Here is a 22,494-nt window from a genome sequence, read left to right as displayed (position 1 = left end):
TTCTCGCGTGGCGGACCTCAGTTGGAGTGGCTGTGCGGCGGGACCGTCGGTCCCTCGCTGGCCTGGACCAGGACGAAACCCTGGCCGCGGAAGGCCAATTGGGCCGCCTCGCCGCTGCCGCGGCCGATCAGTGCGCCCACCTTGAACGTGCGGTTGACGCCCACCTGGAGGCTGGTGCTCCAGGCCACCGCGGATTGACCGTCGGCGAAGGTGGGCGCGCGGCTCGCGTCGAGCATCACGGGAGCCCCGTGCGTGGTGACCGCGACCCAGCCGGTGCCGTGCAGCGTGGTGTTGAACAGCCCGCCCGCGGCCATGCCCGCGCCCTGCACCCGCGCGATATTCGAGGCCAGCTGCGGTTCGTAGGCCAGGACGTTCTCGCCGTTGACGGTGATGCCCTCGTTCTCCAGATAGAACAGGTGGATGTCGTGGGCGTCGTGGGCGAGGAACAGCGAACCCTGACCGGTGACCCGCATCAGCTGCACGCCCTCGCCGGTCACGGCCTTCTTGATGAACTTGCCGATCCCGCCCGCGCCCTCGTAGTTGAAGTCCATCTGGCCCTGGAACGCGACCATGGAACCCTGCCGGGCCAGCACATCGCCGTTGAGGTGCACGCACAGCATCTTGGAATTCTGCAGGGTGAATTGTCCGGGAGGTTGCTGTCCCTGCTCCAGATTGCCGAAAAATGAACTGCGCATGCCGGAACTCTCCTGAGTGCCACGGGTTTTCGAAACACCGATGCTAGCCGAGCGCGCGGGTGTCGGCTGCCCCGGATTCGGTGGGTCCTGCGGTGCGACGCCGATCACAATTCGGCCGAAGAGGGCGAAATCACAATACGGCCGAACGTTCACCTCCCGCGCTCGTCATCGTGGGTGCGGAGATCGTTCTCGACCGGAATTAGCAACCGTTCGGTTTGCGCGAACCTCGGGGTGCGCGTTCGACTGGTGCGATGGCTGGCGAGGTTTCGACACTGGGCAGACGCAGGAATTTCCTGCCCCGGCTGCGCCGCCGCAATCTCGACGGCTACGAGATCGTCATCTCACCGCCGGAGCGGCCGACGCGCGACGAGTCCCTGAGCGCGCATCGCAATGTGCTGATCGTGGCGCTGTTCGCCGCGCTGGGCGGCATGCTCTACGGCTACGACACCGGCATCATCTCCGGCGCGCTGCCGAAGATGTCGGCGCAGTGGGGCATCGACCATCACTGGCAGGAGATCGTCACCGCCGCGATCCTCGCGGGCGCTGTGGTCGGCGCGCTCGTGGGTGGCACGCTGTCGAAGGCGCTGGGCCGCCGCAAGACGATCCTCATCATCGCCTGCGTGTTCGCCGTGGGCGTGGTGGCCTGCTCGCTGGCGGTGAACGAGTGGATGATGGCGGGCTGCCGGTTCTTCCTGGGTCTCGCGGTCGGCGGTTGTTCGCAGATCGTGCCGACCTATATCGCCGAACTCGCGCCGCCGCGGCGACGGGGCGCGATGGTCACCTTCTTCAATATCGCGATCGGCGTCGGTATCTTCCTGGCCAATCTGGTCAGCATGCTGGCCGGGGACGCGTTCGAGGCCGGGGACGACTGGCGGTGGATGATCGGCATCGCCGTCCTCCCCGCGCTGGTCCTCGCCGCGGCCATGCTGCGACTGCCCGAGACGCCGCGCTGGTTGATCGAGAACGGCACCGTCGGCAAGGCCCGGGTGGTGTTGCGCAAGCTGCGCCCGAATCGCTCGGTCGCGGTGCGCGAAACCTTGGAGATCTGGGCGATCACCCAGCAGGAGCGCAGCGAATCGCGCGGCGGCTGGGCCAATCTGCGCCAGCGCTGGGTCCGTCCGGCCCTGCTGGCGGGCCTCGGCATCGCGGCGTTCACCCAGCTGTCCGGGTTGGAGATGATGATCTACTACTCGCACACCATCCTCGGTGACGCGGGTTTCGACTCGAAGCTGGTCAGCTGGTCCGGCCTGGGCATCGCGACGGTGTACCTGATCTTCACCGCGGTCGGCGAGCGCCTGGTCGACGTGATCGGCCGCCGCCGCCTGATGCTGATCCTCATCCCCGGCGCCACCCTGTTCCTGTTCGGTTTCGGCGCACTGTTCGTCCTCACCCCCCACCCGGACCGCTACCTCACCCTGACCCTCATGCTGGCCTATATGGCCTGCAACGCCGCGGGCCTACAGGCCGTCGGCTGGCTCCTCGGCTCCGAGCTCTACCCCCTGAGCATCCGCGACCGCGCCACCAGCCTGCACGCGGTAGCCCTGTGGGGCTCCAACCTCATCCTCACCCTCACGGCCCTCACCACCATCGACGCCCTCGGCATCGGCCCCGCCTTCATCCTCTACGCGGGCTTCAACGCCCTGTCCTTCATCTTCGTCTTCTTCCTGGTCCCGGAAACCAAGGGACATTCGCTCGAGGAGATCGAACAGTCTCTGCGGGAGGGGACGTTCCTTCCGCTGCGGGGCAATATCTCCAGCGAGGTTTCGCGGTAGCCGCTGGGTAAGCTGCCTGCATGACCATCCAGGCGGTGGACTCGCTTCCGCACCAGATGTCCGAGGAGCAGTATCGTCAGCTGCCCGAGGACGTCGCCCGTGAGATCGAGGTGGTCCACGGTCATGTGATCGTGTGCGAATCGCCTACGCCCGAACACAATCGGATCGCCCGCAGGCTGGCCGGCGAACTGGAACGGCTGCCCAGCACCGAACCCTGCGTGCGCGCGGAGACCGATATCGATGTGGTGCTCTGGCGGGTTCCGAAGTTCACCTTCCGCCGCCCGGACGTGGTCGTCTACCGCTGCCTGGACACGCCCGGCGCCAAAACCGAGGCCGGGGACGCACTGATCGTGGTCGAGGTGTCCTCGCCGTCCACCGCGGCCGAGGACCTCCTCGACAAGAAGGCCCAGTACGCACGGGTCGGCATTCCGCTCTATCTCGTCATCGTCCTGAACGACAAGTACGAGATCGAGGACGTCCTGGAATTCCGTCTCGACGCGCACGCGGGCGAATACCGCCTCCACCAGTTCCACCGCAGCGGGGTGCTGCGGCTGGAACATGTGGTGGTCGGCGAGATCGTGCTGGCGGAACTGGCCCGCTGAGGCGGCTGCTCACCAGGCGCTGTCTACGTCCAGTAGGACCGCCGGGTCAATGCTGATCGGGAACGGCGATTCGAGGCTCAGCACATCGCCCGCGTGAACGGTTGTCGGCGAACCATATTCGCCGTCGATCAGGACGTGGACCTCTATGCGTGGATGTGGTTCCAAGTCGATGATCCAGTATTGGCCGATTCCGGCGTGTGCGTAGTCATAGATCTTGTCGACCCGGTCGACATGCTCGCTGCCGCTGCGACGTGAGACCACCTCCGCGACCAAGAGCAGGTCACGGCCGTAGAAGGTGCGGGTATTCGCTTCGTGCGCGGTTCGTGCCGCATCGCGATCGATCACGCCCACACACTCACGGCATCCTTCCTTCCCGGCCTACCTGCTGACATCCACAGAGTAGCCGGTCAAACGGGTCAGAGGCTGACTCGCTGGTTTTCCGGGAGGAACAGTTTGTCGGATTCCTTGACGGCGAAGGTGGCGTAGAACTCCGGGAGGTTGCGGACCACCTGGTTGCAGCGGAATTCGCCGGGGGAGTGGGGGTCGTTGGCGATCTGCTGCTCGAGGTTCTGTTTGGTCTGCTTTTCGCGCCAGTTGCGGCCCCAGGCCTGGAACATGGGGGTGTAGTCGGGGGTGTCGCGGCCGTTCTTCTTCTCCTCGATGCGGAAGGCCGACAGCGAGATCAGCAGGCCGCGCAGGTCGGCCAGGTTCTCACCGACGGTGAGTTCGCCGTTGACGTGCTGGTCGGGGGCCAGGCCCTCGGGGACCAGCGCGTTGTACTGATCGATGAGCTGTTTGGTCTTGGCCTCGAAGGCGGCCTTGTCCTGCGGGGTCCACCAGTCGCGACGGTTGCCGTCGCCGTCGTATTTGGAACCCTGATCGTCGAAGCCGTGCCCGATCTCGTGGCCGATGACCGCGCCGATCGCGCCGTAGTTCACCGCGGGTTCGGCGTCCTTGTCGAAGAACGGGGCCTGCAGGATCGCGGCGGGGAAGTTGATCGAATTCGAGGTGGCCTCGTAGTAGGCGTTGACCGTCTGCGGCGACATACCCCATTCGCTCTTGTCGACCGGGGTGCCCAGCTTGTCCATCGCGCGCTGCGCCTCGAAAGCCTCGACGGCCAACAGGGATTCGACGAGCTTGCCGCGGGTGATCTTGACCTTCGAATAATCCACCCACTTGTCGGGGTAGCCGATCTTCACCGTGATCTTGTCCAATTTCGCGATCGCGGCATCCTTGGTCTGCGGCGACATCCAGGTGGAGTTGCGGAAGTTGTCCCGGTAGGCCGACATCAGGTTGTCGACCAGCGCCTTGGCGCTGTCCTTGGCCTCGGGCGGGAAGTACTTGTCCACGTACAGCTTTCCGAGCGGTTCGCCCAGGCTGCCCTCCACGACGCCCACCGCCGACTTCCACAGCTCCGGCCGCTGCTGAATTCCGCTGGTGGCCTTCAGATAATCGAAGTTGGCGTCGGACAACTCCTTCTTCATGTACTTGGCGTATTTGCGAAGCAGGCTGAGCTTCAACCAATCCCGCAGGATCGTGATATCGGTATCGGTCCAGATCTGCCCCGCCGTGGTGACGAACGACGGTTCGCCGACCACGATCGTCGCGAACAGATCCTTGGGCCGGTTGGTGCTGCCCGCCAGCCACGGATCCCAGTCGAAAGTCGGTGCGAGAGCGACCAGATCGTTCCAGGACTTCAGGTTGTAGGTGGCGTCGGCGTCGCGGGTCTTCACATTGTCCCAGTACGCCGCGGCGATGCGCGTCTCCAGATCCAGGACGCGCTGCGCCGAACCCTTCGGATCGGGGAAGCCCGCGCCCGCCGAGAGCTTCTCGAGCAGTGTGTGATAGGCCGAAAGGTATTCCGCGAATTCGGGTTTGCGGTAATACTGCTCGCTCATGCCGATGCCGGACTGGCTCACCGAAGGCAGATACGCATTGGAATTCTTGCGATCGATGGAGATGCTGAGTCCCATCAGGCCGCCCAGCGGCAGCGCGCCCATCACCTTCGCCAGATCGGGTTTCGTTGCGGCGCCGTCGATCTGGGAGAACATGGGCTGCAGCGGCGTCATGCCCAACTTCTCGATGGCGTCGAGATCCATTCGGGCGTCGTAGATATCGCGGATCTGCTGTCCGGTCGTGCCGTCCTTGGGATCCTTGATTCCGTCGATCACCGTGCGCAGCTGATCGAGAACCCGATCGCTGACCTCGTCGAAGGTGGAGAAGCTGGTCTTGTCCGGCGGCAGCTGATAGTCCTTCAGCCATTTGCCGTTCATATGACGGAACAGATCGTCCTGGATCCGGACCGTATCGTCCACGCCGGACAGATCCGGCCCGTGCAACTGCTTGGGCGCGGACTCCTCTTTCGAGCAGGCCACGAGCGCGGTCGCGACGGGCACCGCGCCCAAGGCGAGCAGGAACGAGCGGCGATCCAGGCGGGCCCGGCCATGAGACGTCACAGACAACCTCTTCCCGACGGCTTGATGATCTTGTTCGGCCATACTGTTGGCCTGAGGCTAATGCAATCGGCTGAGGAACGGCTGAATTAACGCGACGCCCGCTCCCTGGTCGTCGGCCGCCCGGCCCGATTTGGGTACGACCTGGCCCTTCGCTACACTGAACCGGTTGCCTGCGGGACAGCTGTGCCCGCACTCAGGCCGTGAACCCCCAGTGGTCGATCCTCGGATCAAGCAAAACCGCTGGCAGGCGCGCGTTCGGAGGGCAACTGACCATGCCCGTCGGGTCGGTAATCCGGCGTGCATATCGTCCAGGTCCAGGAGGAGAGCTGAAGTGATTCAGCAAGAGTCGCGACTGCGCGTCGCCGACAACACGGGTGCCAAGGAGATCCTCTGCATCCGCGTGCTCGGCGGTTCGTCGCGTCGCTATGCCGGTATCGGCGACGTGATCGTCGCCACCGTGAAGGACGCCATCCCCGGCGGCAACGTCAAGAAGGGCGATGTCGTCAAGGCCGTCGTCGTGCGCACCACCAAGGAGCGCCGCCGTCCGGATGGCAGCTACATCCGTTTCGACGAGAACGCCGCGGTGCTGATCAAGGCGGACAACGATCCGCGTGGCACCCGCATCTTCGGCCCCGTCGGCCGTGAGCTGCGCGACAAGCGTTTCATGAAGATCGTTTCGCTGGCCCCGGAGGTGCTCTGACATGAAGGTGCACAAGGGCGACACCGTGATCGTCGTGTCCGGTAAGGACAAGGGCGCCAAGGGCAAGGTCATCCAGGCCTACCCGCAGACCGAGAAGGTCCTGGTCGAGGGCGTCAACCGCATCAAGAAGCATGTCGCGAACTCCGCGAACCAGCGTGGCGCCAGCTCGGGCGGCATCGTGACCCAGGAAGCGCCCATCCACGTCTCGAACGTGATGGTTGTCGACTCCGACGGCAAGCCGACCCGCGTGGGTTACCGCACCGACGAGAACGGCAAGCGGGTGCGTATCTCCCGTCGTAACGGGAAGGACATCTGATGACCACCGTGGAAAACTCCGAGAAGATCCAGCCGCGTCTGAAGCTGCGCTACCGCGCGGAGATCAAGGACGCGCTGAACAGCGAATTCAACTACGCCAACGTGATGCAGATCCCGGGCGTGGTGAAGGTCGTCGTGAACATGGGTGTCGGCGACGCCGCCCGTGACGCGAAGCTGATCAACGGCGCCGTGGCCGACCTGGCCCTGATCACCGGTCAGAAGCCGGAGATCCGTAAGGCCCGCAAGTCCATCGCGCAGTTCAAGCTGCGTGAGGGCATGCCGATCGGCGCCCGCGTCACCCTGCGTGGCGACCGCATGTGGGAGTTCCTGGACCGCCTGGTGTCCATCGCCCTCCCGCGTATCCGCGACTTCCGCGGCCTGTCGCCGAAGCAGTTCGACGGCAATGGCAACTACACGTTCGGCCTGTCCGAGCAGTCGATGTTCCACGAGATCGACGTGGACAAGATCGATCGTCCGCGCGGTATGGACATCACCGTCGTGACCACGGCGACCAACGACGAAGAGGGCCGCGCCCTGCTGCGTCACCTCGGCTTCCCGTTCAAGGAGAACTGAGCATGGCTAAGAAGGCTCTGATCAACAAGGCCAACGCGAAGCCGAAGTTCGCGGTTCGCGCCTACACCCGCTGCCAGCGCTGCGGCCGCCCGCACGCGGTGTACCGCAAGTTCGGGCTGTGCCGCGTGTGCCTGCGGGAGATGGCTCACCGGGGTGAGCTGCCGGGCGTGCACAAGGCTAGCTGGTAAGTCGACGCATCAGTCGGTGACCCGGTACAGCTTCGGCTGTGCCGGGTTGCCGTCGTTGTGGGGGTGTCAGTAGCCTTCGGGCATGAGTGACAGTGGGGGGAGTCCAGAGCTCGTTGTCGTTCCCGACGACGTCCAAGCGGTCGGCCAGTATGTATACAACATCGCCGACACGATGAAGCAGGCACTCGACTCCGCCGCTCGTGAAGTTGATTCGCTGCTCACATCCGGCTGGACCGGCGATGCGGCCGACGAGTTCGGCACGGGTTGGAGCGAAACCCACGACGGTGGCAGCCAGCTGATGCAGGCCCTGACTTCCCTGGCCGAGAAGCTGGGCGTCACCGCCGCCAACTACCGCAAAACCGATTCGGACAGTGCCGAGTCGGTCGGCACCCTGGATATGTCATGAGCTCCGAATTCAAGGTCGATCTCGATGAGTTGGATCGAGTCGTATCCCGGCTGAATGCCCTGTCCGCCTTCGTCTCCGAGCATTTGGACGGCCTCGACGACAAGGTCAAGGCCCTGCACAGCGGCAGCTGGGAATCTGCGGCGGCCACCGCCTACGCCGACGCTCACGCCCAATGGCTCGCCGCCGCACGCGAATTCGCCCAGGGGATCGCCGATATGAGCGAGGCGGCGCAGCAGGCGCACGGGCGCTACACCTCGGCCATCGATGTGAATCGACGAATGCTGCAATCGGGCCAGCCGTGATCGTCGACTGGCAGGTGTACTACGACGCGGCCAAGAAGTGCCAGGATCTCGCCGATGAACTGCGGCGCGCGGACAAGCCGGTGCACGAGGCGGTCAAGGGCGAATGCGTGGGCATGGCCGGGGACGCGCCGGGCTGCCGGCAGTGGGGCGAGGCGTACGACAAATCCGCGCAGCAGACGATGCAGGTCTGTTCGAGTCTGGCCAACGCCCTGACCAATTACGGTGCCGTGCTGTACGCGATGGGTTACAACTACGGCATCGCCAACAAGAGCGATCCGCCCCCGCCGCGCCCGAATACCAGCCAGGTCGGCGAGTACAAGGTCTCGATACCGAGTTCGGTGGGCGACAACGGAATCGGCTTCGATCACGACCACGGCGGCGTCAAGGAATTCTTCGACAAGCTCATCGCCAAGGTCCTCGCCGCCTTCGGCAAACTCCCCAACGGCGACCGGTCCAAACTGGACAAGGCGCATACCACGTGGAACACCTTCGCCAACCACGAATCGGTTGTCGGGGCGGCGGGACGGATCGCGACGATCTCCGCCCTGTTCGACGGCATGGACGACGCCACCAACAGGCAACTGCTCCAGGACCATTTCGCAACCCTGAAAACCGGCGCTGACACCGTGGCGACGGCGGGCCAGAAAATGGCCGCCCCGGTGCAGGAGTATCACGACGCGACGGTGGCGCTGGGTAGCGAAACCTCCAGCACCATCAATACTTTGGAGCTGTCGATCGCGGTCACGGCGGTACTGGGCGGGGCGCTGGCATTGTTCAGCCTGGGCACCTCGGCCGTGGCGGCCGCAGCGGCGATCGACGCGGACGTTCTGGCCACGATCAGTGCGATCCAGGCGTCCTATCGTGCGAGCCAGATGGTCCGGGTCATCGGGCTCACGTCACTGGCCGCCGGCGCGGTCGGCATCGTCGACGCTTTCCACGCGGTGCCCTCGATCGACCTCGAGAAGGCGATCAACAATCTCGCCTCGATCATCGCGATGAAGGTCATTGTCGCTGCCGACGGGGTGATGACGGTGGCGACCAAGTATGAGGATTTGACTCCGGCGCCCGGTATTCCGCTGGAGGACTTCACCGACGAGTCCGAGGACTACATCAGACGCAGGCACGTCGAGGGCGGGCCGGAAGCCACGTCGGACAAGAGCACATTCGCGAAGGGCACGGATCTCGAAGCACTGGCCGAGGCAGCCCGGGAAGTCGAGGCCCGAGGGCCCAACGACTACGGGAATTACGAACGTGAGGTCGACGCTGGTCGGGATATCGGCAACCGATCACCGGACAACGGTGGACAACCGACACGGCGGTACAAGGTGATCACCGACCGCTGGGGGACCATCATCAACATGTATCCGATCTAGGAGGATCCTTGGGCATCGCAGTCGTAGTTCAGGCCATCAACCACAAAGAGGTCGAAACCATCACCGGCCCACTCGCGCAGTGGCTTTCCGATTCGGTTCTGGATGCTCCTCTGGGATCGATGATGCGAGGCATCCACAAATACGCGGATACGATGTTCAACTCCTACCAGCTCAAATTCTTCCTGGAGGAGCTGGCGGGTATGACGCCGAAGAACGACGATGAGTCGGAGATGTTCGATGCCCTCCGAGCAGCCGCGGAGCAGGCCATTCGCATACAGGGCTACCTCTGGTTCAGCGGCGACTGAACCGGCGATCGGCGAACTCCCGACCTCGATCCCCGTTCGCAGGGGAATATCACCTTCGGGCATGGGGTGAGACTAGGGGGAGCCCAGAGCTCGTCGTCGTTCCCGACGGGGTGTCGGCTCTGGGCAAATACGCCTACGACCTCGCCGACATCCTCCGGACGGCACTGTCGGCAAGCTCTACATCCGCGCGGTCAAGGACGTCTATTCCAACCGGATTGTCGGCTACTCCATCGATTCCCGGATGAAATCGGCGCTCGCTGACCGTGCTCTCAACAATGCGTGTGCGCCGCGGCGAGGTGGCCGACTGCATTCTGCACACCGATCGGGGGTCGCAATTTCAAAGCCGAAAGTTCGTACGCTCCTGGGGTCGTCACCGCGTGGCCGGGTCGATGGGCCGTGTCGGCACGGCTGGTGACAAAGAGGCCATGGAGAGTTTCTTCGCGCTGCAGCAGAAGAACGTCCTCGACCGCCGATCCTGGTGCAGCCGTGAGGAATTGCGCATCTCGATCGTCACCTGGATCGAGGGGATCTATCGCCGCCGCCGTCAAACCCGCCCTCGGCCGTTTGACGCCGGTCTAATACGAATCCATCCCGACCTCACCGGCCAGTCAGGCCGCGTGACCGAAACTTTCACTTGATCTTGCAGCAGTCCCGGCTTCACGGCGTCGCCAGGCGCTTGTCCTCGGCGTACTTCGGTGCCAGTACCGTTGCTGTCGGAAGTCATTGCGGCGCTTGATGTTCGCTGAGGCGAGAGCGTCCGGCACGCCCGAAGTTGTCGGCTCCTCGACGACGGTCGGATCGGCGGCGTGACTCGTTGAATTCGGGTGCTCGTGGCGTCACCTCAGATCGGTACCACGGTCAGTAGTGGATCCAAGCCTCCGTCGACGGTGCGGGTGAACAAAGGGCAGATCGTTCACCGAGGCGCTGGTGGTCTTCGACGGTTCGGCCGATTGTGTGGTGCATCGGTCGGTGGGAGCCTAGCGGTGTCAGCCCGGGCAGGTCAGAACTCGAGATCGGTCCACGGGATGTGGATCGGGAAGGGTAGCGCGGCCACGATCGCGTCGGAACTCTTCGGTGTCCACTTGCCGGTCAGCAGGTAGTTGGCGGGATACAGGGGATGGACGCCGGGGGGGAGTTTGCCGTGGTCGGTTTCCAGAGCGTAGGCGCGGACCATGGCTATCGCACTTCGCCCACGTTCGAGTGTCACCTCCCAGTACCAGGGGATGCCTGCCGTGGCGTAACGCGCCTTCTTTTCGTCGATGTCGGTTTGAGTGTTCGACGGAGACAGCACTTCGCCGGCCAGGAGGACGTCGTCGGCGCGGACGTCCTGGTACGGCTGGGGGAGGCAGCGGTGGACGAGGAAGTCCGGCGTCACGAAATCGTTCTTCCCCGACCTGCCGAGAAACACATTCGTTTCCGTGTGAACCCGCCAGCAGTGCTCCGGAGTCCGCGCCATCTCCGCACGAGCACAGCGACGCAGGCCGCTCCACATCAAATTGGTGAATTCCTGATGTTCGGCCGGTCCGCGGCGAACCCAGACCACTCGACCGTTCCACAGCTCGATCTGCCCGGCGACCTCTTCGGGCAACTGCTCGAGCTGCTCCCAGGTCATATATTCCGGGAGGTCGGGCCGCTCCGCGGCTGGACTCGACATGGTGTCATCGTAGGCGCGTCCTAGGCGCAATGGATCAGGAAACGCACCGTGGCCGGTTCGCCCGGCTTCACATCCGCCGTATCGCTTGCCACCTCGTCGGCCTGGCACCCCGAGGGGACCGTCGTCACCGTCGCGCGGTAGCAGCCCGCCGCGACCGGTTGGGTGGCGTTGCCGTCGCGGCCGGTGGTGATCGTAGCCAGTTCGGTGTCGTTCGCGCACGAGGTGATGCGGACGGCTACTCCGGGGACCGGGAAGCGTTCGGTGCCCGTTCCGGCTTGGACGGTCAGTTTTTCCGGCGCGTCCGCTGCGGGGGTGGTCTGGGAGGCGGCCGCGGGGTGGGGTGCGGGAGGGTTGTCGCTTGCGCAGGCCGAGGTCGTCGCCCAGGCCGCGAGTGCAGAGAATACGAATACCGCCGGACGCACCGCTGGTCTCCTCTCCGCGGCCGGGGGTCGGCCGTCGCGTGCATCACACCTTAGGCCCACCTGCGTGATCAGGGGCGGTCCCGATTTTGCCCTGCTCGGCGGCGCCTCTACACTAGAGCGGTTGCCTGGGGAGCTCTGTGTCCGCACGTGAGCCCCGGTGACGTGCACTCAACCGATCGGCCAAAGCCGGTTGGACCAGCCGAATTGCTGTAGGCCCACGATTCGCGTGTCGCGAGACATGCGGGTGCTGCATGGGAACCGCGGCGAGAAAGGTGAGTGGTCTACCCATGACCATGACTGATCCGATTGCAGACTTCTTGACCCGTCTGCGCAACGCCAACTCGGCGTACCACGATCAGGTGAAAGCGCCGCACTCCAAGCTCAAGGCGAATATCGCCGAGATCTTGAAGCGTGAGGGCTACATCGCCGACTACCGCGTCGAGGACGCCACCGTCGGCAAGACCCTGATCGTCGACCTGAAGTACGGACAGAGCCGCGAGCGTTCGCTCGCCGGTGTGCGCCGGGTGTCCAAGCCCGGTCTTCGGGTGTACGCGAAATCCACCAACCTGCCCAAGGTTCTGGGCGGCCTCGGCGTGGCCATCATCTCCACGTCGCAGGGCCTGCTCACCGACCGTCAGGCCAAGCAGCAAGGTGTAGGCGGGGAAGTCCTCGCCTACGTCTGGTAAGGGAGGTAGGAGCAATGTCGCGTATCGGCAAGAAGCCGATTCCGGTGCCCGCCGGCGTCGAGGTGAACATCGACGGCCAGAGCGTGTCGGTCAAGGGTTCCAAGGGCACCCTGTCGCACGTGGTGGCCGAGCCGATCACCGTCGCCAAGGGTGAGGACGGCCAGATCGAGGTCGTTCGCCCGAACGACGAGCGTGAGAACCGCTCGCTGCACGGCCTGACCCGGACCCTGATCGCCAACATGATCCAAGGCGTGACCCAGGGCTACGAGAAGAAGATGGAAATCTTCGGCGTCGGTTACCGCGTGCAGGCGAAGGGTTCGAACCTGGAGTTCGCCCTGGGCTACAGCCACCCGGTTCCGGTCGAGGCCCCCGAGGGCATCACCTTCAAGGTCGAGTCCCCCACCAAGTTCTCGGTGTCGGGTATCGACAAGCAGAAGGTCGGCCAGATCGCCGCGGTCATCCACGGCCTGCGCAAGCCCGACCCGTACAAGGGCAAGGGCATCCGGTACGAAGGCGAAGTCGTTCGCCGCAAGGTCGGAAAGACGGGTAAGTAAGCCATGGCACAAACCGAAACTCAGAAGGCCGCGCGTAAGCCGATCGGCAAGGACGCCTCGACTCGTCGTCGTATTGCCAAGGGCCACCGGCACTTCCGTCTGCGCAAGAAGGTCCTCGGTACCTCCGAGCGCCCGCGTCTGGTCGTGTTCCGCTCCGCGCGGCACCTGCACGCCCAGCTCATCGACGACTCGGTCGGCAAGACCCTCGCCGCGGCCTCCTCGATCGAGGCCGATGTGCGGGCCGTCGACGGCGACAAGAGCGCCAAGGGCGCCAAGGTCGGCGAGCTGATCGCCGCCCGCGCGAAGGCCGCCGGCGTGGAGACCGTGGTGTTCGACCGCGGTGGCCACGACTACCACGGCCGCATCGCCGCCCTGGCGGACGCCGCTCGGGAAGGCGGGTTGAAGTTCTGATGACCAACAGCAAGCGCAACGGAAGGAACGTCTGATGCCGGGACGTCAGCGGCGTGACGGCGGAAACGGACCCGCCGGACAGAACGGAAGCAACGACGGCGGTCGCGGCGAGCGTCGGGGTCGTCGCGACGATCGTCGCGAGCAGACTCAGGCCGAGAAGAACCAGCTCGAGCGGGTCGTCGCGATCAACCGCGTCTCCAAGGTCGTCAAGGGTGGTCGGCGCTTCAGCTTCACCGCCCTGGTGATCGTGGGCGACGGCAACGGTCTGGTCGGCGTCGGCTACGGCAAGGCCAAGGAAGTTCCCGCGGCCATCCAGAAGGGCGTCGAAGAGGCTCGTAAGAACTTCTTCCGCGTCCCGATGATCGGCTCGACCGTCACCCACCCGGTTCAGGGTGAGGCGGCGGCCGGTGTGGTCATGCTGCGTCCGGCCTCGCCCGGTACCGGTGTGATCGCCGGTGGTGCCGCGCGCGCCGTGCTGGAGTGCGCCGGTATCCACGACATCCTGGCCAAGTCGCTCGGTAGCGACAACGCCATCAACGTCGTGCACGCGACGGTGGCGGCCCTCAAGATGCTGCAGCGTCCGGAGGAGGTGGCCGCTCGCCGCGGTCTGCCGATCGAGGATGTTGCCCCGGCGGGCATGCTGCGTGCGCGTGCCGGACAGGGAGCCTGATATGGCACAGCTCAAGGTGACCCAGATCAAGTCCAAGATCGGCGCCAAGAAGAATCAGCGGGAGTCCCTGCGCACCCTCGGCCTGCGCGGTATCCGCCAGACCGTGATCCGCGAGGACAACGCGCAGAACCGCGGGCTGATCAACGTCGTGCGCCACCTCGTAGTCGTTGAGGAGGTCAACGCATGACCATCAAGTTGCATCACCTGCGTCCGGCCCCGGGCTCCAAGACCGAGAAGACCCGCCTGGGTCGCGGTGAGGGCTCCAAGGGCAAGACCGCGGGCCGCGGTACCAAGGGTACGAAGGCTCGCAAGAACGTGCCCGCCCGCTTCGAGGGTGGCCAGATGCCGATCCACATGCGCCTGCCGAAGCTGAAGGGTTTCACCAACCCCTTCCGCGTCGAGTACCAGGTCGTCAATGTGGGCGACATCGCCCGGCTGTTCCCGCAGGGCGGCGCGATCGGCAAGGACGAGCTCGTCGCGGCCGGTGCGGTGCGCAAGAACGAGCTGGTCAAGGTGCTCGGTGAAGGCGAAATCGGTGTGGCCGTTCAGGTTACCGCCGACAAGTTCTCCGGCTCCGCCAAGGAGAAGATCGCCGCTGCCGGTGGCACCGCCACCGAGCTGGGCTGACAGTAAGGGTAAAGACAGAGGTCGCCGGACGGGTGAGAGCCCGTCCGGCGTCGCTGTTAGAGTTCAATTGTTGTCTGCCACCGCCCCATGTCGTTAGCCAGGAGGATCTGTGCTTTCCGCCTTCGTATCGGCTTTCCGGACCCCGGACTTACGGCGGAAGATTCTCTTCACGCTGGGCCTGATCGTGCTGTACCGGATCGGCGCGACGCTGCCGTCTCCCGGTGTGGATTACAAGGCGGTCCGGCACTGTATCGACGTCGTCTCCGGCGGTGATTCGGCGGGTATCTACCAGCTGATCAATCTGTTCTCCGGCGGCGCGCTGCTGCAGCTGTCGGTGTTCGCGATCGGCATCATGCCCTACATCACCGCGAGCATCATCATCCAGTTGCTCACGGTGGTCATCCCGCGCTTCGAGGAACTGCGCAAGGAAGGCCAGTCCGGCCAGACCAAGATGACGCAGTACACGCGCTATCTTGCTGTCGCCCTTGCCATTCTGCAGGCCACCGGCCTCGTGGCGCTCGCGGCTCGCAAACAGCTGATGCGCGGCTGCCCGCAGGACATCCTCGCCGACACAAGCGTTTTCGGCATGATCATCATCGTGCTGGTGATGACCGCCGGTGCGGCACTGGTGATGTGGTTCGGCGAGCAGATCACCGAGCGCGGCGTCGGCAACGGTATGTCGCTGCTGATCTTCGCCGGTATCGCGGCGCGAATCCCCGGTGAGGGCAAGCAGATTCTCGACACCAAGGGCGGATTGATCTTCGGCCTGGTGTGTTTCGCGGCGCTGCTGGTGATCGGCGCGGTGATCTTCGTCGAACAGGGTCAGCGCCGAATTCCGGTGCAGTACGCCAAGCGCGTGGTCGGTCGCAAGATGTACGGCGGCTCCTCGACCTATCTGCCGTTGAAGGTCAACCAGGCCGGCGTCATCCCCGTGATCTTCGCGTCCTCGCTGCTGTATCTGCCGAATCTGGTCGCGCAGCTGACCCAGTCGAATTCCGGCTCGGGGAGCTGGTGGCAGGAGATCATCCAGAAATACCTGGTCAATCCCGGTAACCCCGCGTATATGGCGATCTACTTCGCGCTGATCGTGTTCTTCACCTACTTCTACGTCGCTATCACCTTCAATCCGGAGGAACGCGCGGACGAGATGAAGAAGTTCGGCGGTTTCATTCCGGGGTATCGTCCCGGTAAGCCGACCGCGGATTATCTCCAGTACGTCCTGAGCCGAATCACACTGCCCGGTTCGATCTATCTGGGTCTGGTGGCTGTGCTGCCGAACCTGCTCCTGCACATCGGGGCGGCCGGCGGCGGGTCGAACTTCCTGCCGTTCGGCGGTACCTCGGTGCTGATCGTGGTGAGTGTGGGCCTCGATACGGTCAAACAGATCGAGAGCCAATTGATGAACAGAAATTACGAAGGGTTCCTCAAGTGAGACTCGTACTGCTCGGACCGCCGGGTGCCGGCAAGGGCACGCAGGCAGAACTGCTGTCGGACAAGCTGGGTGTCCCGCACATCTCCACCGGGAACCTCTTCCGCGCGAACATCTCACAGCAGACCCCGCTGGGCCGCGAGGCGCAGCAGTATCTGGACGCGGGCAATCTGGTGCCCAGCGATGTGACCAACCGGATGGTGGAGTCGCGTATCGCCGAGCCCGACGCCGCCAACGGCTTCGTCCTGGACGGTTACCCGCGCACGGTCGATCAGGCCGAGGCGCTCGAGAAGATGCTCAAGGAGTCCGGTCGCGAGCTGGACGGCGTCGTGAGCATCGTGGTGCCCGAGGATGTCGTGGTCGAGCGGATGCTCGGCCGTGGCCGCGCCGATGACAACGAGGACATCATCCGCAACCGCATGCGGGTCTACCGCGAGGAGACCGAGCCGCTGCTCGAGCATTACGACGGGTCGGTCGTGTCGATCGACGGCGTCGGCTCGGTGGACGAGGTCAACGAGCGCATCCTGCGGGCGCTGGGTCGCTGACGGGAATGGTCTTCGGCCGCAAGAACAAGAAGGTGGTGCCGTTCCGCACCGCCGGGGAACTCGACGCCATGGCAGCCGCCGGCGCGATCGTGGGCAAGGCCCTGGTCGCGGTTCGCGCCGCGGCCAAGCCCGGTGTGTCGACGCTCGAGCTGGACGAGGTCGCCGAGCAGACCATTCGTGACGCGGGCGCGGTGCCCTCGTTCAAGGGTTACCACGGCTTTCCCGGTTCGATCTGCTCGTCGGTGAACGACCGTGTGGTGCACGGGATTCCGTCGAAGGACGAGGTGCTGACCGAGGGCGATCTGGTGTCGATCGACTGCGGCGCGATCCTCGACGGCTGGCACGGAGATTCGGCGTGGACCTTCGGCGTCGGCACCGTCATCGAGGCCGACCGCCTGCTGAGCGAGGCCACCCGGCTGTCGATGGAGGCCGGAATCGCGGCCATGCTGCCCGGCAGCCGCCTCACCGACATCTCGCACGCGATCGAACTGGGCACGCGGGCCGCGGAGAAGGCGCACGGCCGGGCCTACGGCATCGTCGACGGCTACGGCGGGCACGGTATCGGGCGGCAGATGCATATGGACCCGTTCCTGGCCAATGAGGGCGAACCGGGTCGCGGGCCGAAGCTGGTGGTCGGTTCGGTGCTGGCCATCGAGCCGATGCTGACGCTCGGCACCACACAGACCCGGGTGCTCGACGACGACTGGACCGTGGTGACCGAGGACGGTTCGCGGGCGGCGCACTGGGAGCACACCGTCGCGGTGACCGAGGACGGGCCGCGCATTCTGACGCTTCGGCCGGAGTAGGGCAACCCCTAGCTTTCGCCTGTTAAGTCTCGTCTGAACGTGACGCATTGATTGCGTCAAGGTGGTTTGGGCGACCCGTCGGCGTGGGCATGATTCGGGAATGACGGCGGAGCGCGAACAACTCGGGCGGCAGGTGGCGGTGTATCTGCCTGTTGTTCCGGATCTGCGGCGGCATGTGGTGATCGGGGTTGTGACCGCGGTCGGCGTCGGGGCGGCGGTGGTCGGATTCGCGGTGGGAGCCGCGGCTCTGGGGATTGTCGGGCTCACGGTCGCGCTGGTGTGCGGGGCTCGGCTGCTGATCGGTCTGGGGTGGCTGGGATTCGTCACCGCGCGCAATGCGGGGACCCGGCTGGATTTGTTCGAGCGCGGGCTCGTGATCACCTGTCGGGGGCGTTCGCGCGTGGTTCGGTACGACAGCACGCGGGTGCGGCGCAAGATCGTGCAATTGGCGAAGAATCCTGGGCCGCAGCAGATTTCGTATAGCTACACGGTCACCGATGTGACGGGTGCGCCGGTGGCGCTGCGGCACGGCATCGGGCGGCCGGAGCAGTGGGGGCCGATGATCGAGCGGGCCGTGACCGAGGCGCAGTTGCCGGGGGCCGGTGCGGCGCTGGATGCGGGGGCGCGGCTGGATTTCGATCGGTTCTGGATGAGCCGGGACGAGATCGGGGCCGGGCGCGAGGCGGTGGCGTGGTCGCGGGTGGCGGGGCTGGAAGTGGTTGGGGGATGGTTGAGCGTACCGGTGGTGGGGTGGTCGCAGCCGTTGGAATCGTTGCCGGTCAGTCAGATTCCGAACTATCCGATCTTCCGTGAGCTCGTCTATCGGATGCGGGCCGTGCGTCAGGAATCCGTCAACGAGGCGTGAGCGGTGGTAGGTCCGCGACCGGCCGTGATGTGAGTTCTGCGAGATTCGGTGCGGCGCAGAGGATGTCAGGACGTCGTTAAATCGGATTCCGCGATCTTCTGCGGGTGGTCCGGGGTGTGTGATCGTCGTAGCCGTTCTCTCGGAAGGGGATGGTGGTGGCGACGAAGGTCGAGGTGACGCCCGCGCAGTTGCGCGGCGCCGCGGCGCATATGGGTGAGTTGCGGGATCGGGTGGGTGCGATTCTGTCGAATCTGGAGTCCTCGCTCGCGACCAAGGGCGCGCCCTGGGGTGATGACGGCTACGGCCAGCCCTTCGCCGACGGATCCGGTGGGCAGCCTGGTTACCTTGCCGCGCGGGAGAATCTGACCACCGGCATGGGGAATGTGCGCACGACGCTCGACTCCTACTCCGACGGTCAGTACCGCGCCGCCACCTTGTTGGAGCGGCAGGACCGGTTCTGAATCGGTAACGGCGTTGTCATTGGATCTGCCCGCCGAGCTGCGCTGGCTCGGCTGGGTCGCCGGTTCGGCCTGGCCGGAGGGCGATGAGGACAGGATGTGGGCCGTCGCCGCCGACTGGCGCAAGGCGGCCGCCGAACTGCGCGATCTGCTCCCCGATTTGGCGGCGGCGCGGCGACAGACCATCGCCGCCTATCCATGGGGTGAGGGTCGCGAGGCCATGGTGGCGTCGCTGGACAAACTCGGCAGCGGCCCGCAGTCGATTCACCATCTCGCCGAAATCCTCGACCAGGTAGCCGAATCCGCCGACGGCGTGGGCACCGAGATTCAGTACACCAAGTGGCTGATCATCAGCACCCTCGGGCTGCTTGCGGTGGAAATCGCTGCGGCATGGGTCTTTCCACCGACCGCGCCCGCCGTGGAGGCCGCGGCGACGGTCGCGACGAGGATGGCGATCCGGCTGCTGGGTGAGCGGGCGGTGAGTTTCATCGCGCGCTACGCGGCCAGGTTCGGCGAGCACGCGCTGGTGAAATTCCTTGCGCAGCATGTGGTTATCGGGACCGCGATCAGTGTGGGGCAGGACTTCGTACTGCAGGAGGTCCAGGTACTGCAGGGTCATCGCAAGGGGATCGACTGGAATCGCATCGGCGCCACCGCCTATACGGCCGCTGTGGGCGGCGCGATCGGCGGGCCCGTGGGCGAACAGTTCAGCAAGTTCGGCACGAGGGTGACGCTGCCCGGTGGACGGTGGGGCGAGGCGTTCAAGGGCGCGGTCATCGGCACCGGGGCCGGGATGATCGGTGCCGTCGGATCGTGGGGCATCGGGGCCTGGGTCAATGGCGGGGCCTGGGATCCGCGGGTGCTCACCAGCAGTGCGAGTTTCGGCGCGCTCGTCGGCGGTGGCAAAGGATTCCGGCATGCCGGTGCCGGATCCGCACGGCCGGGGACGAGCCGATACGAGGCGCCGGAGGCCGGACCGATGGGCGGCCCGGAGGGACCGCGTGCCAGGGTGGCGCCCGATGAGGGTGGGCGTGCGACGAACGGCGACGGGTCGCATCCCGCACAACGTCCCGACGGCTCCGGTGATACGGGGTCGTCGGACAATCGCGCGCCCGGCGCGCGGCCGAGTGGCGATGAGGGCCATTCGGGTTCCCGCGACGCCACACGGCAACGGGCGGCATCCCCCGGCGACGAGTCGAGCGGTGGTACGTCGCATCCGGTCCGCGCGGAAGGCCCCCCGCGCGACCACTTGTCCCCGCGCCCCGAGGACACGGCGGAAGTTCGGCCGAGCAACTCGCGGGCTCATAGGGCATTGCCTTCGAGCGATGAGGTGTTGTCGCGTTCTGAGGGTTCGGGGGCTGTGTCGCAGGGGCGGTCTGGTGAGGGGCCGGGTTTGTCGCGGGCCGATGGTGAGTTGTCTTCGGGTGGTGAGGTGTTCTCGCGCCCTGAAGGCGAGGGGGAAGTGAGGCAGGGGCGATCTGGAGATCGGCCGGGTTTGTCTCGGGCTGAGGAGGTGGTGCCCTCGGGTGGTGAGGTGTTGTCGCGTTCTGAGGGTTCGGGGGCTGTGTCGCAGGGGCGGTCTGGTGAGGGGCCGGGTTTGTCGCGGGCCGATGGTGAGTTGTCCTCGGGTGGTGAGGTGTTGTCGCGCCCTGAAGGCGAGGGGGAAGTGGCGCAGGGGCGGTCTGGTGAGCGGGCGAGTTTGTCAGAGGGGGAAGGGGTGTTGTCTTCGAGGGGAGAGTTGTCGTCCGAGGGGTCTCGGGACCTACCGCGGGGGCGGTCTGAGGAGCGGTCGGGTTTGTCGGAAGGGGTTGGGGGTTCGCTTTCGGGGGGTGAGGTTTTGTCGCGTCCCGAGGGTTCGGGGGACGTGGCGCAGGGGCGGTCTGGGCAAGGGGTGGGGCGTGATGCTGTTGTGCCGGAAGGGCGTTCGGGTGCTGGTGTGGCTGGGCGGGGTGTGGGGGATGGGTCTCATTCTGTGCCGCAGCGGGTGGGGGTGGAGCGGCATAGCGGGGAGAGTGCGCGTGGTGGTGAGGTGAAGGCCTCGCCGGTGGAGCGGGATGGTCATTCGGCTCGCGGAGGGGTGGTCGCCGGTGGGCAGGCTCGGTCGGGGGCGACGGGTTCGGGCGAGGCGGGTTCCGGTGGGGCGCGGTCGCTGGCGGCCGAGCATGGTCGGGCTGGGGGCGGCGCCGAGGAGAGCGGGGCTGCGGTGCGGGCCGGGCGGAAGGATTCGGCCGTGGGGCGTGTGGATGAGGGGCGGTCGGGGCTCGAGCGTGCGTCGGGGGTGCGTGAAGAGGCGGAATCGTCGGTGTACGAACATGATTCGCGTGGTATGGGGGACTCTGCGCGAGAGGTGGACGGGACTCGGCGGGCTGTGGGGGAGCGGCGGCGGTTCGATATGGCGGACGAGGCTCGGGAGCAGGTCGGCGGATTGGCTCGGGAGCGGGAGGCATTGCGCCGGGAATTGCCGCGGTTGCGTGCGGGGATCGAGGACGCGGCGGGGCGGGAGCGGTTGGCGGCCGATGCGGCGGAGCTGGTCGGGCGGGGGCGGGACGCAGAGATCGAGCGGTTGCGGGCGCAGACCATGCGTGTGGACCCGACGCCGGAGGAGGTGGCCGCAGGGCGCGGCTCGGAGATGCAGCGCAAACAGGCCGCTATCGATGAACTCGACCGGGTCGCGGGGGAATTTCACGACCAGCGCGAGCGGGTTTTCGCCGTCACGGAGGAGATCACGAAGGTGGCGGGGGAGGATTATCTGCGTTCGGAGGGGGCTCGGGTGGTCTCCGATCGAGTCGGACTGGCCGAGGGCGATCCGCCGAAGGTGATCGTCGTGGGCCTGCGATCGGATCGGGCCGGTGATTCGCCGCACGAGGCCGCACTCACCGCCGCACTGGGACGGTCGCCGGAGTTGGCCGAGGCGCTGGCACGTCCCGGCGCGACGGTCGAATATGTTCGGATAGCGGTGGATTCGGCGGGCCGCGCGCATGCGCAGTCGATGGAATCGCCGTCCGCCCGGGATTTCGTGCCGGAACGCGTACCGCAGACCCAGCCGCGCCCGGCGAGCGACGAACCCGCACCGCCCCGCATCCCCGAGGAGGAACGGGAGATCGAAATTCCCGACATGTCCTCGAAGGTGCCTTACACCCCAAGGTATTTCACTCCATCACCCATCTCCGATTACACCGCTCCCCAGCCACCGGACAACTCCGTCTGGGGCGACCCGCACCCGGAACATGTGTTCGTCCGACCCTTGACGGGATTCGGCGAGTACTCCGAATTCAATTGCAGCAGCGGAGAATTCGCCCCGGCAACGACCGATGTCGGAGCGCATATCGGCGGAGTGTACGCACCGCTGGGAGATGTCTCCGTGGTGTTCTATCGCGAGCGCGGAGCGTTGATGCTGCGAATCGACGATGTGGTGATCGGACTCGATGGAGTCGAGACGGACTGGGACATGGGCAACGACGGCGTCGCCCGATTCCGGATTCTGATGAACGGCGCCACGATATGGGAGCGGAGGTACGACGCTGTCCCGGCCGATGGGGACATCGGCCGGTTCGTCTACGAGGTGATGGGCAATGACCTCAGGCGAGCTCGGTTGTTCGCGAAACCTCGCTGAGCCGGTCTCAGGGCCGAGGGCGGCCGCTGCGGCCGCCGCGTTCGGTCATGGTGGTCAGGGGTACCAG

The 22,494-nt window shown here is 65.7% G+C and carries 27 protein-coding genes and 1 pseudogene; 23 read left to right on the top strand and 5 right to left on the bottom strand.

What is annotated here, in order from left to right; translation table 11 throughout:
- Window positions 1-17: 17 nt before the first annotated feature.
- Entirely contained in the window at window positions 18-695 is a 678-nt protein-coding gene (locus NP4_RS27235; RefSeq protein WP_068003688.1) for an AIM24 family protein, read from the bottom strand.
- A gap of 251 nt (window positions 696-946) precedes the next feature.
- On the opposite strand from NP4_RS27235, the gene NP4_RS27230 reads away from it, so the two are divergent.
- Both NP4_RS27230 and NP4_RS27225 read left to right on the top strand, forming a co-directional pair.
- Window positions 947-2,467, top strand: coding sequence for a sugar porter family MFS transporter (locus tag NP4_RS27230; RefSeq protein WP_068003686.1), 1,521 nt, complete (start codon window positions 947-949; stop codon window positions 2,465-2,467).
- A 20-nt stretch (window positions 2,468-2,487) separates the two neighbouring features.
- Window positions 2,488-3,069, top strand: coding sequence for a Uma2 family endonuclease (locus NP4_RS27225; RefSeq protein ID WP_068003684.1), 582 nt, complete (start codon window positions 2,488-2,490; stop codon window positions 3,067-3,069).
- 9 nt (window positions 3,070-3,078) lie between these two features.
- Here NP4_RS27225 and NP4_RS27220 read toward each other — a convergent pair whose 3' ends face one another.
- Window positions 3,079-3,420, bottom strand: coding sequence for a Uma2 family endonuclease (locus NP4_RS27220; protein ID WP_068003682.1), 342 nt, complete (start codon window positions 3,418-3,420; stop codon window positions 3,079-3,081).
- A 65-nt stretch (window positions 3,421-3,485) separates the two neighbouring features.
- Window positions 3,486-5,525 (bottom strand): M13 family metallopeptidase, encoded by a 2,040-nt coding sequence (locus tag NP4_RS27215; RefSeq protein WP_245998291.1) that lies wholly within the window; start codon window positions 5,523-5,525, stop codon window positions 3,486-3,488.
- A 331-nt stretch (window positions 5,526-5,856) separates the two neighbouring features.
- Between NP4_RS27215 and rplN the strand changes: the two genes are divergently transcribed.
- The 9 genes and pseudogenes from rplN to NP4_RS41210 all read left to right on the top strand — a co-directional run.
- A complete protein-coding gene (gene rplN / locus NP4_RS27210; protein ID WP_040745724.1) occupies window positions 5,857-6,225 on the top strand; it encodes a 50S ribosomal protein L14 in 369 nt (122 codons plus the stop codon).
- Window position 6,226: 1 nt separating this feature from the next.
- Window positions 6,227-6,541, top strand: coding sequence for a 50S ribosomal protein L24 (gene rplX, locus NP4_RS27205; RefSeq protein WP_062507016.1), 315 nt, complete (start codon window positions 6,227-6,229; stop codon window positions 6,539-6,541).
- Window positions 6,541-7,113 carry a 50S ribosomal protein L5 gene (gene rplE, locus NP4_RS27200; protein WP_062507014.1) on the top strand — a complete coding sequence of 191 codons (573 nt, stop codon included), beginning with the start codon at window positions 6,541-6,543 and terminating at the stop codon, window positions 7,111-7,113. The genes rplX and rplE overlap by 1 nt, the downstream gene beginning before the upstream one ends.
- A gap of 2 nt (window positions 7,114-7,115) precedes the next feature.
- Window positions 7,116-7,301, top strand: a complete 186-nt coding sequence (locus NP4_RS27195) for a type Z 30S ribosomal protein S14 (RefSeq protein WP_062507012.1) — start codon at window positions 7,116-7,118, stop codon at window positions 7,299-7,301.
- An 82-nt stretch (window positions 7,302-7,383) separates the two neighbouring features.
- A complete protein-coding gene (locus tag NP4_RS27190; protein WP_068003680.1) occupies window positions 7,384-7,707 on the top strand; it encodes a WXG100 family type VII secretion target in 324 nt (107 codons plus the stop codon).
- Window positions 7,704-8,009, top strand: coding sequence for a WXG100 family type VII secretion target (locus tag NP4_RS27185; RefSeq protein WP_068003678.1), 306 nt, complete (start codon window positions 7,704-7,706; stop codon window positions 8,007-8,009). The genes NP4_RS27190 and NP4_RS27185 overlap by 4 nt, the downstream gene beginning before the upstream one ends.
- On the top strand, window positions 8,006-9,382 hold the full coding sequence (locus NP4_RS27180; protein ID WP_068003676.1) for a hypothetical protein: 1,377 nt from the start codon (window positions 8,006-8,008) through the stop codon (window positions 9,380-9,382). The genes NP4_RS27185 and NP4_RS27180 overlap by 4 nt, the downstream gene beginning before the upstream one ends.
- Window positions 9,383-9,390: 8 nt before the next feature.
- Entirely contained in the window at window positions 9,391-9,687 is a 297-nt protein-coding gene (locus NP4_RS27175) for a hypothetical protein (protein WP_068003673.1), read from the top strand.
- Window positions 9,688-9,856: 169 nt separating this feature from the next.
- Window positions 9,857-10,266: pseudogene (locus NP4_RS41210) on the top strand (transposase); the annotation flags it as partial.
- Between the two features lie 421 nt (window positions 10,267-10,687).
- On the opposite strand, the gene NP4_RS27165 reads toward NP4_RS41210, so the two are convergent.
- The gene (locus NP4_RS27165; protein WP_068003671.1) at window positions 10,688-11,341 is read right to left on the bottom strand and encodes a Uma2 family endonuclease; all 654 of its coding nucleotides are present in this window, start codon (window positions 11,339-11,341) and stop codon (window positions 10,688-10,690) included.
- 20 nt (window positions 11,342-11,361) lie between these two features.
- Window positions 11,362-11,763 (bottom strand): hypothetical protein, encoded by a 402-nt coding sequence (locus NP4_RS27160; RefSeq protein ID WP_068003669.1) that lies wholly within the window; start codon window positions 11,761-11,763, stop codon window positions 11,362-11,364.
- Between the two features lie 287 nt (window positions 11,764-12,050).
- Between NP4_RS27160 and rpsH the strand changes: the two genes are divergently transcribed.
- From rpsH to NP4_RS43115, 12 genes are all read left to right on the top strand, one after another.
- On the top strand, window positions 12,051-12,449 hold the full coding sequence (gene rpsH, locus NP4_RS27155; RefSeq protein ID WP_062506949.1) for a 30S ribosomal protein S8: 399 nt from the start codon (window positions 12,051-12,053) through the stop codon (window positions 12,447-12,449).
- 14 nt (window positions 12,450-12,463) lie between these two features.
- Complete coding sequence (gene rplF, locus NP4_RS27150) at window positions 12,464-13,003, top strand: 50S ribosomal protein L6 (RefSeq protein ID WP_068003667.1); 540 nt, start codon at window positions 12,464-12,466, stop codon at window positions 13,001-13,003.
- A 3-nt stretch (window positions 13,004-13,006) separates the two neighbouring features.
- Complete coding sequence (rplR, locus tag NP4_RS27145; protein ID WP_068003664.1) at window positions 13,007-13,414, top strand: 50S ribosomal protein L18; 408 nt, start codon at window positions 13,007-13,009, stop codon at window positions 13,412-13,414.
- 34 nt (window positions 13,415-13,448) lie between these two features.
- Entirely contained in the window at window positions 13,449-14,084 is a 636-nt protein-coding gene (gene rpsE, locus NP4_RS27140; protein WP_062506943.1) for a 30S ribosomal protein S5, read from the top strand.
- A 1-nt stretch (window position 14,085) separates the two neighbouring features.
- Window positions 14,086-14,271: a 50S ribosomal protein L30 gene (rpmD, locus tag NP4_RS27135; protein ID WP_068003663.1), complete on the top strand. Its 186-nt coding sequence runs from the start codon at window positions 14,086-14,088 to the stop codon at window positions 14,269-14,271.
- On the top strand, window positions 14,268-14,711 hold the full coding sequence (gene rplO / locus NP4_RS27130) for a 50S ribosomal protein L15 (RefSeq protein WP_068003661.1): 444 nt from the start codon (window positions 14,268-14,270) through the stop codon (window positions 14,709-14,711). Before rpmD ends, rplO begins: the two co-directional genes overlap by 4 nt.
- Window positions 14,712-14,820: 109 nt before the next feature.
- Window positions 14,821-16,143 carry a preprotein translocase subunit SecY gene (gene secY / locus NP4_RS27125; protein WP_062506938.1) on the top strand — a complete coding sequence of 441 codons (1,323 nt, stop codon included), beginning with the start codon at window positions 14,821-14,823 and terminating at the stop codon, window positions 16,141-16,143.
- Window positions 16,140-16,685 carry an adenylate kinase gene (locus tag NP4_RS27120; protein ID WP_062506937.1) on the top strand — a complete coding sequence of 182 codons (546 nt, stop codon included), beginning with the start codon at window positions 16,140-16,142 and terminating at the stop codon, window positions 16,683-16,685. The genes secY and NP4_RS27120 overlap by 4 nt, the downstream gene beginning before the upstream one ends.
- A 5-nt stretch (window positions 16,686-16,690) precedes the next feature.
- Window positions 16,691-17,491, top strand: a complete 801-nt coding sequence (gene map / locus NP4_RS27115; protein WP_068003658.1) for a type I methionyl aminopeptidase — start codon at window positions 16,691-16,693, stop codon at window positions 17,489-17,491.
- 100 nt (window positions 17,492-17,591) lie between these two features.
- Window positions 17,592-18,356: a DUF6585 family protein gene (locus NP4_RS27110; RefSeq protein WP_068003656.1), complete on the top strand. Its 765-nt coding sequence runs from the start codon at window positions 17,592-17,594 to the stop codon at window positions 18,354-18,356.
- 155 nt (window positions 18,357-18,511) lie between these two features.
- Entirely contained in the window at window positions 18,512-18,817 is a 306-nt protein-coding gene (locus NP4_RS27105; protein WP_147288019.1) for a WXG100 family type VII secretion target, read from the top strand.
- A 13-nt stretch (window positions 18,818-18,830) separates the two neighbouring features.
- Window positions 18,831-22,427, top strand: a complete 3,597-nt coding sequence (locus NP4_RS43115) for a WXG100-like domain-containing protein (RefSeq protein ID WP_147288018.1) — start codon at window positions 18,831-18,833, stop codon at window positions 22,425-22,427.
- Window positions 22,428-22,494 lie beyond the last annotated feature (67 nt).

Origin of the sequence: Nocardia pseudobrasiliensis NBRC 108224, from assembly GCF_001613105.1 — a bacterium.
In the GTDB taxonomy this organism is placed as follows: Bacteria; Actinomycetota; Actinomycetes; order Mycobacteriales; family Mycobacteriaceae; genus Nocardia; species Nocardia pseudobrasiliensis.
The sequence above is the reverse complement of the archived record's forward strand: the minus strand, read 5'-3'. Positions and strand labels throughout refer to the sequence as shown.